At 37.1% G+C, this 8,983-nt stretch carries 9 protein-coding genes and 1 tRNA gene; 8 read left to right on the top strand and 2 right to left on the bottom strand.

What is annotated here, in order from left to right; genetic code table 11:
• Both RLO81_RS03720 and RLO81_RS03715 read left to right on the top strand, forming a co-directional pair.
• Positions 1–279, top strand: a 279-nt coding sequence (locus RLO81_RS03720; protein ID WP_350107422.1) for a LytR/AlgR family response regulator transcription factor, incomplete at its 5' end; no start/stop codon positions are given.
• Positions 272–985 (top strand): Dph6-related ATP pyrophosphatase, encoded by a 714-nt coding sequence (locus RLO81_RS03715; protein ID WP_350107419.1) that lies wholly within the window; start codon positions 272–274, stop codon positions 983–985. The genes RLO81_RS03720 and RLO81_RS03715, both read left to right, overlap by 8 nt.
• A gap of 224 nt (positions 986–1,209) precedes the next feature.
• On the opposite strand, the gene meaB is transcribed toward RLO81_RS03715, so the two are convergent.
• On the bottom strand, positions 1,210–2,193 hold the full coding sequence (gene meaB, locus RLO81_RS03710; RefSeq protein WP_350107416.1) for a methylmalonyl Co-A mutase-associated GTPase MeaB: 984 nt from the start codon (positions 2,191–2,193) through the stop codon (positions 1,210–1,212).
• 102 nt (positions 2,194–2,295) lie between these two features.
• Between meaB and RLO81_RS03705 the strand changes: the two genes are divergently transcribed.
• Together RLO81_RS03705 and RLO81_RS03700 are read left to right on the top strand one after the other, a co-directional pair.
• Positions 2,296–3,615 (top strand): CHASE2 domain-containing protein, encoded by a 1,320-nt coding sequence (locus RLO81_RS03705; protein ID WP_350107413.1) that lies wholly within the window; start codon positions 2,296–2,298, stop codon positions 3,613–3,615.
• A gap of 184 nt (positions 3,616–3,799) precedes the next feature.
• On the top strand, positions 3,800–4,693 hold the full coding sequence (locus RLO81_RS03700; protein ID WP_350107410.1) for a hypothetical protein: 894 nt from the start codon (positions 3,800–3,802) through the stop codon (positions 4,691–4,693).
• Positions 4,694–4,747: 54 nt separating this feature from the next.
• On the opposite strand, the gene RLO81_RS03695 is transcribed toward RLO81_RS03700, so the two are convergent.
• Positions 4,748–5,158 (bottom strand): Hsp20/alpha crystallin family protein, encoded by a 411-nt coding sequence (locus RLO81_RS03695; RefSeq protein ID WP_350107408.1) that lies wholly within the window; start codon positions 5,156–5,158, stop codon positions 4,748–4,750.
• Between the two features lie 184 nt (positions 5,159–5,342).
• Here RLO81_RS03695 and RLO81_RS03690 point away from each other — a divergent pair, with 184 nt between their 5' ends.
• The 4 genes from RLO81_RS03690 to RLO81_RS03675 all read left to right on the top strand — a co-directional run.
• Positions 5,343–6,590, top strand: a complete 1,248-nt coding sequence (locus RLO81_RS03690) for an NRAMP family divalent metal transporter (RefSeq protein WP_350107405.1) — start codon at positions 5,343–5,345, stop codon at positions 6,588–6,590.
• Between the two features lie 70 nt (positions 6,591–6,660).
• Positions 6,661–6,734: transfer RNA gene (locus tag RLO81_RS03685), tRNA-Asn, on the top strand.
• 358 nt (positions 6,735–7,092) lie between these two features.
• On the top strand, positions 7,093–7,716 hold the full coding sequence (locus tag RLO81_RS03680; protein ID WP_350107402.1) for a response regulator transcription factor: 624 nt from the start codon (positions 7,093–7,095) through the stop codon (positions 7,714–7,716).
• A gap of 135 nt (positions 7,717–7,851) precedes the next feature.
• Positions 7,852–8,983: carboxypeptidase-like regulatory domain-containing protein (locus tag RLO81_RS03675; RefSeq protein WP_350107400.1), on the top strand; the 1,132-nt coding region annotated here is incomplete at its 3' end.

Raw genomic sequence — 8,983 nt, 5'->3', positions numbered from 1 at the left:
GCCTATTTCTACAGTCATGATGGGCTGAATTATGCCAGAAAAACGTCAGGTGAAAATTTCGTTACAGATTGCACGATGGATGAATTAGAGGAAGTACTTGATCCCAATGATTTCTTTAGGTGCAATAGAGGTATGATAATAAGAGCTGATAATATAAAAGAAATCCATACCTATTTTAACGGGAGATTGCTATTGGAGTGCTCACCCAAATTTGAGTATGATGAAGTATTGGTGAGCAGGGAGAAGGTCAAGGATTTTAAGAATTGGCTGGATGGGTAAGAAAACCAAAATCCATATCAGCTGGAGTGGAGGAAAGGATTCCGCACTGGCGCTACACCAAACACAGCAATCTGATAAATATGAAATAGTCGGGTTGCATACAGTCATAGAAGAAGACTCAGGACGTGTAGGCATTCACAATGTTAAAGAAGAATTCATAGCTGCTCAGGCTGAACAGTTAGGTCTACCTCTCACCAAACTTTATTTGAAAAAGAAACCTATGGCTTATGATAAGTTGATGGTAGAGTATTACCAAAGCTTAAAAGAAGAAGGGGTTGATTGTGTGATGTTTGGAGATATTTTTCTGGAAGATCTGAAAGACTTTCGCGAATCATTAATGCGAAAAAGTGGGATGAAGGGCTTATACCCACTATGGGAAATGGATTCAGAAAAGCTCATCTATGAATTCTTAAATGAAGGCTTTAAAACCAAACTCTGTGCGGTAGATGCCAAGTTCATTGACGCAAAATGGGTTGGAGAAGAACTAGATTCAACGTTCTTAGCCAATCATCCTGAGATCGATCCATGCGGTGAAAATGGTGAGTATCACAGTTTTGTAGTGGACGGACCGATATTTAAAAATCAAATCCCATTAGTTCTAAAGAGTAAATATGAACAGGACTTTACATTCAAAGTGAAGAATGAAAATGGTGAAGAGGAAATAATAGAAGATAAATTCTACTTCGCTGAGTTCGAATTATCCTGAAGTAATTTTCCTGCCGCTATTTAAGGGGTTATTTCACCGCCAGCTACTTTTTTGGTGAGTGTTTTTAAGCCTTTTATTATGCTGGGTTTAGAGTAAATCTTAGCTGGAATTAAAAGTGTATTATTACTGAGGATCATATGATTCAGTTCAAGTCTTTGGCTTTCTGACTAACCTTACTAAGCCTCTGAGGCTTAGTAAGGTTGAATTGTCTATTTATTAGAACTTTAATCACCAGTCAACTTGAACAACTCCAATGCTGCAGCCTGAGGGGTTATCAAGCCATTTTTTACTTTCTTTTTAAGCTGAGGTAATACAGCCTTTACCTGCTCATTATTATAAAAAGTCTGAAGTAACTTCCGCTCGATTGACTCATTCATCCAATCTACATTTTGGTTTCTTCGTTGCTGATCAAAATATCCATTAGACTCAAGCTTATTTTTATACTCATTAATCATATCCCAAACGGAATTTAATCCATCACTAGCAAGTGCCGAGCATGTGAGTACTTTTGGGTACCAACCCGATTCTGAAGCAGGGAATAAGTGTAGAGCATTCTGATACGCGTTTTTGGCTTGCTTACTTGGCTTTACATTTTCACCATCAGCTTTGGTAATGGCAATACCATCAGCCATTTCCATAATACCTTTTTTAATGCCCTGAAGTTCATCTCCAGCACCTGCTAGCATCAGTAGTAAAAAGAAATCTACCATACCTTTTACGGCTGTTTCGGATTGCCCAACGCCTACAGTTTCAATCAAAATCACATCAAAACCTGCAGCTTCACACAGCAGCATGGTCTCTCTGGTTTTATTCGCAACGCCACCCAAAGAGGTGCCAGTGGGCGAAGGCCGAATAAAGGCATTAGGATGATGCGCTAGTTTCTCCATGCGTGTTTTGTCACCTAAAATGCTGCCGCTTGTTTTTTGGCTACTGGGGTCAATAGCTAAAACAGCTACTTTGTGGCCCTGCTCACATAGATAAGAACCAAATGACTCAATAAAAGTACTTTTTCCAACGCCCGGCACACCGGTAATACCAATTCGAATAGATTTACCCGTTTTTGGCAGTATTGCATTCAATACTTCCTCACTCAATTCACGATCAGAAAGTAAAGCACTTTCAATAAGCGTAATAGCACGACTTAGTGTTATGGTATCTCCACCTAAAACACCATTAATAAGTTCCTCTTTTGATAGACGCTTACGCATTTTAGCCATGCTCGAAAATAAAACAACTAACACAATTAAGTCAGCTATTCGTAATTTTTTATAATAATCACTATCTTGAACGCTGCATTTAAATAAGGCACTATGGCAAAGCAAAAAATCAAAGGTAGCATCTGGATAGATAGTCTGTTTGCAACTGGGTTCATTTACTTATTTATGTACATTGTATCAAATATTTCTGCCTTTCAAATATTTGATGCCTTCGACTCTATTGGTCAGGCCTTAGAGGATATGGAAATGACAGATATTGCCTTTTCTCAATTGAGGGAACCATTGCCACCAGATACATCCATTGTACTTGTAAATTTTGGACCTTTGGATAGACAGGGAATAGCTGATCAACTTAAAATTATAGACAAATACAAGCCGAAAGTAATAGGAATAGATAGTTTTTTTAAAGGGTATGGATATGGTGGAACAGCAGATGACACCCTAAAAACGCTTTATTTATCAGAGGTGCTAACTAATATTCAGGCAGAATTAGTGATGGTGGCCAAGGTTGATCAAACTGATTCTTTGGCCGAAATACACGCAGGAGAGGAAGTGTATGACTACCTCTATTTATCAGACTCTATGTTTATAAAAAATGCTCATTCGGCCATTGCTAATTTAGACACTGATGCCGAGTTTCAGGATGATATTAAAATATGTAGAAAGTTTCCACCCAAACGAGAAGTTCTAGGCACAGGAGAAGAATACCTGGCTTTTGCAGCAAAAATGGCCCAATTATATGACCCATCGAGTACAGAGCCATTACTTGAACGAGATAAAGATTTTGAAATCATTAATTACCGAGGAGATTTTGTCAACTTCTTTGATCAAAGCCGATTCTCTACCCGTTTTTATGCACTGGATTGGTATCAGGTATTGCAAGAAGATTTTGTGCCGGAAATAATTGAAGGTAAAATAGTTTTATTCGGCTACCTGGGAGAAGAGTTTGGAGCTGCACAGTGGGAGGATAAGTTTTTTACGCCACTAAACACCAAAATAGCTGGTAGGGCTAACCCCGATATGTTTGGGCCGGTAATTCACGCCAATATCGTATCAATGATTTTAAATCGAGATTATGTGGATTCCTTAACAGAAACTCAGGAAATAATTTTGGGAATACTATTATGCTATCTGAATGTACTCTTATTCTCCTACATATATCGAAATATGGGAGTATGGTATGATGGAGCAACCAAACTAATTCAGGTGATTGAAGTAATGCTTATTTTGTTCATTATTATACAGCTATTTGCTACTGTGAGTTTTAAGCTTGAATTGTCGATTGGCTTATTTGCTGTGGCCCTGGCAGGGGATTTGCTGGAAGTGTATTATGGCGTTGTAAGAAATGTTGTGATGAAGCTATTAGATAGGGTGTCCAAGAAAAAAAGAAAAGCGCCCGTAACGAGCGAATAAGGAAAGATTTTATTTTAAATAGATTTAAAGTAAATTTAACCTTCAGTAAAGAGTGCATGTAAGTTTTTTTAATAATTTTAACAAAATTTTATCAACCCCGCTTACCATTAACTTTTCTGCGGTATACATGTACAAGTTGATTAAAAAATAGTATTGATTATTAAAAAAGTTAAATAATTAAGTTATGAAAAGGATATTAGCAGTTGTATTGGCTCTTTTTGTTGCAGGAACTGTTGCAACAGCACAGAGCTATACGTTTAAAGTGTTGGCTAACAAAGGAAATAACAAAGTGAAGTCTGGTGCAGATTGGGAATCTTTAAAAACAGGTGCATCATTAAACTCTACAGATGAGTTAGAGGTATCTAGTGATGCTTACTTAGGGCTTGTACATTCTAGTGGTAAGACATTGGAATTAAAAGAAGCAGGAATTCACAAAGTATCAGACCTCGCGTCAAGAATAAATACTGGCGGATCTAGCGTGGCTAGTAAGTATGCAGATTTTGTACTTTCAAAAATGTCTGCTGAAGGAAAAAAGAACAGACTAAGTGCTACCGGAGCTGTTCATAGAGGCAGCAATGATGCAATAAAAGTATTTATGCCTAGTTCTGTAGGTGTATATAATGATAAAGCAATCGTAAGATGGGATTCTTTGGATAATGCAAGCACCTATATGGTAACATTAAAAAACATGTTTGATGACGTGTTGCTATCCATTGAAACAAATGATCCTAATGTTGAGATAGATTTAACGAATGACAAAATTGCGAAGGAAAATGTGATTCTTCTATCTGTAGCGAATAAAGCAGATGAGACGGTTAAGTCTGGTACTTACGCCATGAAAAAACTGCCTTCGGCCGATGCAGATAAAGTAAAAGCTTCTCTAAACTCTTTAATGAGTGATGTGAATCAAGAGTCAGCATTGAATAAATATATCCTTGCAGGTTTTTATGAAGAGAATAATCTTTTAGTAGATGCCATGACTAGCTATGAGGAAGCAATGCAATTGGCTCCGGAAGTAGATAGCTATAAAGAGGCTTATGTGGATTTCTTGCTAAGAAATAGACTGGGAGGCGAATAAGAGATCCATACAATGTAAAATATAAAAAGGGCTTCAATTGAAGCCCTTTTCTATTTAGTCGATCTTAATGGTCTTTTTCTCCAGCACCTTTTTGTTGATGGGTAATTCTATTTTAAGAATTCCGTTCAGGTAAGAGGCATTAATTTTTTCTTTATCTATGCCATCGCCAATTTTAAATGATCTTTTAAAAGCTCCAAAATTAGATTCTATTCTAGTATAGTGGGTACCTTCACTTCGTTTGCGCTCACCTGATACAGTAATGGTGTTTTCATCCATTTTAATTTCAAAGTCTGACTTCTCCAGTCCCGGTGCAATCACATGTAGCTCAAAACTATTTTCGTTCTTTACGAAATCTACGGCAGGCTCGTAATAATTCTCATTTCCATTATTAATAGCATTTTCTAACATGCTACCAAATGTGGATGGTATGAAGTCGTTTAGTGGGTTGTATTTAACAATTTTCATAGTCTTTTTCATTTTTATAAGGTGAGTAGTAAAAATTATACCAACCGAATTAGTAGTAATTATTGCATAAAATAAATGACATAATGACACTTTTGGTATAAAAAGATTTAAAAATAAGACATAATGGCGTATTTTAATTATTAATTGAGTAAATGTATATTCGCCTGAATAACGAAAGCACATTATGACTGACTCAGTTAAAAATTTAATAAAGACGTTTGGGCCAGGGATAGTTTTTGCCGGTATGTGCATAGGAGTTTCACACCTTGTACAATCCACCAGGGCTGGTGCAGATTACGGCTTTATATTACTGCCGGCAGTTCTTGCAGCAGTTATTTTCAAATATCCATTCTTTGAATTCTCATCGAGATATACAAGTGCAACTGGTAAAAGCATTCTTTACGGTTACGATAACCTGGGAAGGTGGATTCTTTGGCTTTATGGCATTGTAAATGTATTAACAATGTTTATCGTTACGGCTGCCATTGCCTTTGTAGCCGCAGGTTTAATGAGTACTATATTGCAGGTAGAAATTGGTGCAGATGTATTAGCAGCGCTGATTTTGTTAATATGCGTAATTATACTAGCCGCAGGTAAATACAGCGCGCTTGACGGACTACTTAAAGTTGTAAGTACTGTTTTACTTATTAGTACACTTATTGCGGCCTTTGTGGCTTTTAATAATGGGAGTAAGCCGCCTGTTGAGGGCTTTGTACCAAACGAGGTGCTATCTGTAGTAGGTATTACCTTTCTTATTGCTTTGATGGGTTGGATGCCCACCGCAGTGGATATGTCGGCATGGACAGGCCTCTGGGCAGAAGAGCGAATTAAGCAAACCAGTTATACACCCACATTAAAAGAAACATTACTTGATTTTAATATAGGTTATGCCATTACGGGCGTGCTGGCCGTAGTGTTTTTGTCATTAGGGGCATTGGTGATGTACGGCACCGGCATCGAGTTATCTAATAATTCTTCAAGCTTTGCAGCGCAGTTAATTAGTCTTTATACAAATTCCATAGGTGAGTGGAGTTATCTAATCATAGCGGTGGCTGCTTTTAGCACGATGTTTAGTACCTCTATAACAGTATTAGATGGCTATGGCAGAGCAATGAATAAAGTATATGTAATTATTAGCGGGCAGGAGAAAAAGTGGAATTATACCTTTTGGGTAGTAATTGTAGCGTTGGGCGCATATTTCGTATTGAGTCAATATTTAAACAACTTGAAAAGTTTGGTAGATCTTGCGACAACCATTTCGTTTATTATCGCGCCTCTTGCAGCGATACTCAATTACAAAGTAATTTTTTCCAGTGAAGTTGATAAAAACCTACAACCGCCATTGTGGTTGAAAACGCTAGCAAAAGCAGGAATTGTCTTTCTTTCGGCTTTTACATTAATCTATTTTTACGTACTGTTTATAGGTCTATAATTTTTTTTAAAAAAAGGTATTGCAAAAAAGAATATGAACTTCTAATATTGCAGACCATTTGAGAAAACAATCCCCCTTAGCTCAGTTGGTTAGAGCGGCTGACTGTTAATCAGTAGGTCCTTGGTTCGAGCCCAAGAGGGGGAGCTTCAAATAAAATCAGGCAGTTACATTACGTGACTGCCTTTTTTATTTTAGAACAATATATGAAATATCAAAAGCCATTTTATGTCTGATATCAATGAACTTATAATTATAAAATGTTCATTAATAATTTATTTATCAATCCATTCTAGTCTCTAAATGAGGATAAATTATTGGGGGATTGTAAAATCGGATTTTTCACTTTGTTAGGGGGATATTTCCGAAATTCTTTTCAAGTACTTTCACATGAAGGTGTTCATATTGTTGCTAAACTTATTCAAAATCAGTCGTAGCACGTTCTTGTGGGTGAAAAAGATTATTGAAGTAACAATTTGAATTAAGTTAAAAACTCAAAGTAGAAATGGAAAAGTTTAAGTTAGACAATACCATAAGGGTTAGTATTGTTGACAGAGATATACGCTGGTCTCAGGCTGTTAAAATGCTTGTAGAGGATAACTTAAGCCTTCGTGTTATTGACTTATATAAAGAATTTCCAAAAGAAAAAGTTTTCCTCGAAACTCAACCACATCTTGTCCTAGTTAACGTTGATGAGAACGCAGATTCTTACAAATTAATTAAATCAGTTAAAGTTAGATTACCGTATATTCAGTTTCTTCCATATTCTGATTCTCCAACCGAGGATACTATTTTGAATTTCATAGAACATGATGCAGGTGGATTTTTAATAAACATAAAGTTCGACTACAAACAGATTATTAACAGCATTGTTAAGCTTCAGGAAGGTAAGCCAGCACTATCACCATTAGCCAGCAGAGTCCTTGTTTCGAGCTTTTATAATCAATTACCCTCTGGTTTAACAAAGAAAGAAATTGAAGTTTTGAATCAATTAAAAAAAGGTAAAAACTCCTCTGAAATAGCAAAAGCCCTTGATATTAAGCAAAATACTGTTAGAGCTCATATGTATAATATCTATGAAAAATTAAATGTAAAGAACAAAGCTGAAGCTATAGCACTACTTGGTTAACAGATTTATATCCCCCTTTTCTCATACGTAATATCCTCAATAATGCATTAAAAATTTACTTCGCAATTAGGTGAATTTAGTGAGATGGTGGGTATACCCGCCATTGTGTTCATTTATTAACCTAAACATTACAGTATGAAGAAGTATTTACTTTTTGCATTTATGTTGATGTTCGCATTCGCATTCAGCGATTCGTGGGCTCAAGAGCGCACTGTGTCGGGAAAAGTCACCTCTATCGAGGATGGTTCATCCCTACCCGGTGTTAACGTTGTACTAAAAGGTACAACCACAGGTACTGTTACCGACATTGATGGTAACTTCAAGTTAAATGTACCTTCCGATGGTGGTACGTTAGTATTTTCATTTATTGGTTTAGCTACCGAAGAAGTTGCTATCAGTTCCCGATCAGTAATTGATATCCAGATGTCACCGGATGTTCAGCAACTTTCAGAAGTTGTGGTAACAGCGGTAGGTATCCAAAGAGAAGCAAAAGCATTAGGCTATGGTGTAGAAAGAGTAGGAGGGGATAAACTTTCAGCTGTTTCAGAGCCTGATCCACTACGTGCGATGCAAGGAAAAGTAGCAGGTGTTAATATTGGAGGATCAAGTAGTGCACCAGGTAGTGCTACAAGAATCACCATTCGTGGTAATTCCTCTTTATTAGGAAACAACCAGCCTTTATTTGTTGTGGATGGTATCCCTTATGACAACTCGTCAAATACTACAGGTGATGGTTTTAATAACGATCAGTTAACTGGAGGAGGAGCTTCTGGTAGTCGTTTCCAAGATTTAGATCCTAACAACATTGAGTCAGTGAACGTACTAAAAGGAGCAGCAGCCGCCGCCCTATATGGTTCAAGAGCTGCGAATGGTGTAATTGTTATTACTACAAAATCAGGTAGTGCAGGAGCCGGAAGAAAGGGATTGGAGATATCTTTTAGCTCTAATTTTGCTATTGAAGAAGTAGCCAACTTACCAGACTACCAAAATACATACGGAACAGGAACCAACTTTGCTTATTCACAAGTGAACGGTTCATGGGGCGCTCCTTTTGTAGGAACAAAGCCTTATGCTTCAAGAACGACTATTCCACACTGGTATAATGGAGTAATTGGATTCGAAGAGTTTTGGGGAACAACCGTTCCATACCAGGCATATCCTGACAACGTGAAGGATTTTTTCCAAACAGGTAAAGTGTTTGATAACTCCATTACTGTATCAGGAGGAAATGAGAAAGCGGTAACAACGTTAGTAGTTTCCAGAACGA

Source organism: Fulvivirga sp. (assembly GCF_040220315.1).
In the GTDB taxonomy this organism is placed as follows: Bacteria; Bacteroidota; Bacteroidia; order Cytophagales; family Cyclobacteriaceae; genus Fulvivirga.
Note: the sequence above shows the minus strand (reverse complement) of the source record. Positions and strands in the feature narration are given on the sequence as shown.

Coding starts and splice junctions, on each gene's coding strand:
- RLO81_RS03715 (WP_350107419.1), top strand. CDS start 272: ATGGGTAAGAAAACCAAAATCCATATCAGCTGGAGTGGAGGAAAGGAT.
- meaB (WP_350107416.1), bottom strand. CDS start 2,193: ATGCGTAAGCGTCTATCAAAAGAGGAACTTATTAATGGTGTTTTAGGT.
- RLO81_RS03705 (WP_350107413.1), top strand. CDS start 2,296: ATGGCAAAGCAAAAAATCAAAGGTAGCATCTGGATAGATAGTCTGTTT.
- RLO81_RS03700 (WP_350107410.1), top strand. CDS start 3,800: ATGAAAAGGATATTAGCAGTTGTATTGGCTCTTTTTGTTGCAGGAACT.
- RLO81_RS03695 (WP_350107408.1), bottom strand. CDS start 5,158: ATGAAAATTGTTAAATACAACCCACTAAACGACTTCATACCATCCACA.
- RLO81_RS03690 (WP_350107405.1), top strand. CDS start 5,343: ATGACTGACTCAGTTAAAAATTTAATAAAGACGTTTGGGCCAGGGATA.
- RLO81_RS03680 (WP_350107402.1), top strand. CDS start 7,093: ATGGAAAAGTTTAAGTTAGACAATACCATAAGGGTTAGTATTGTTGAC.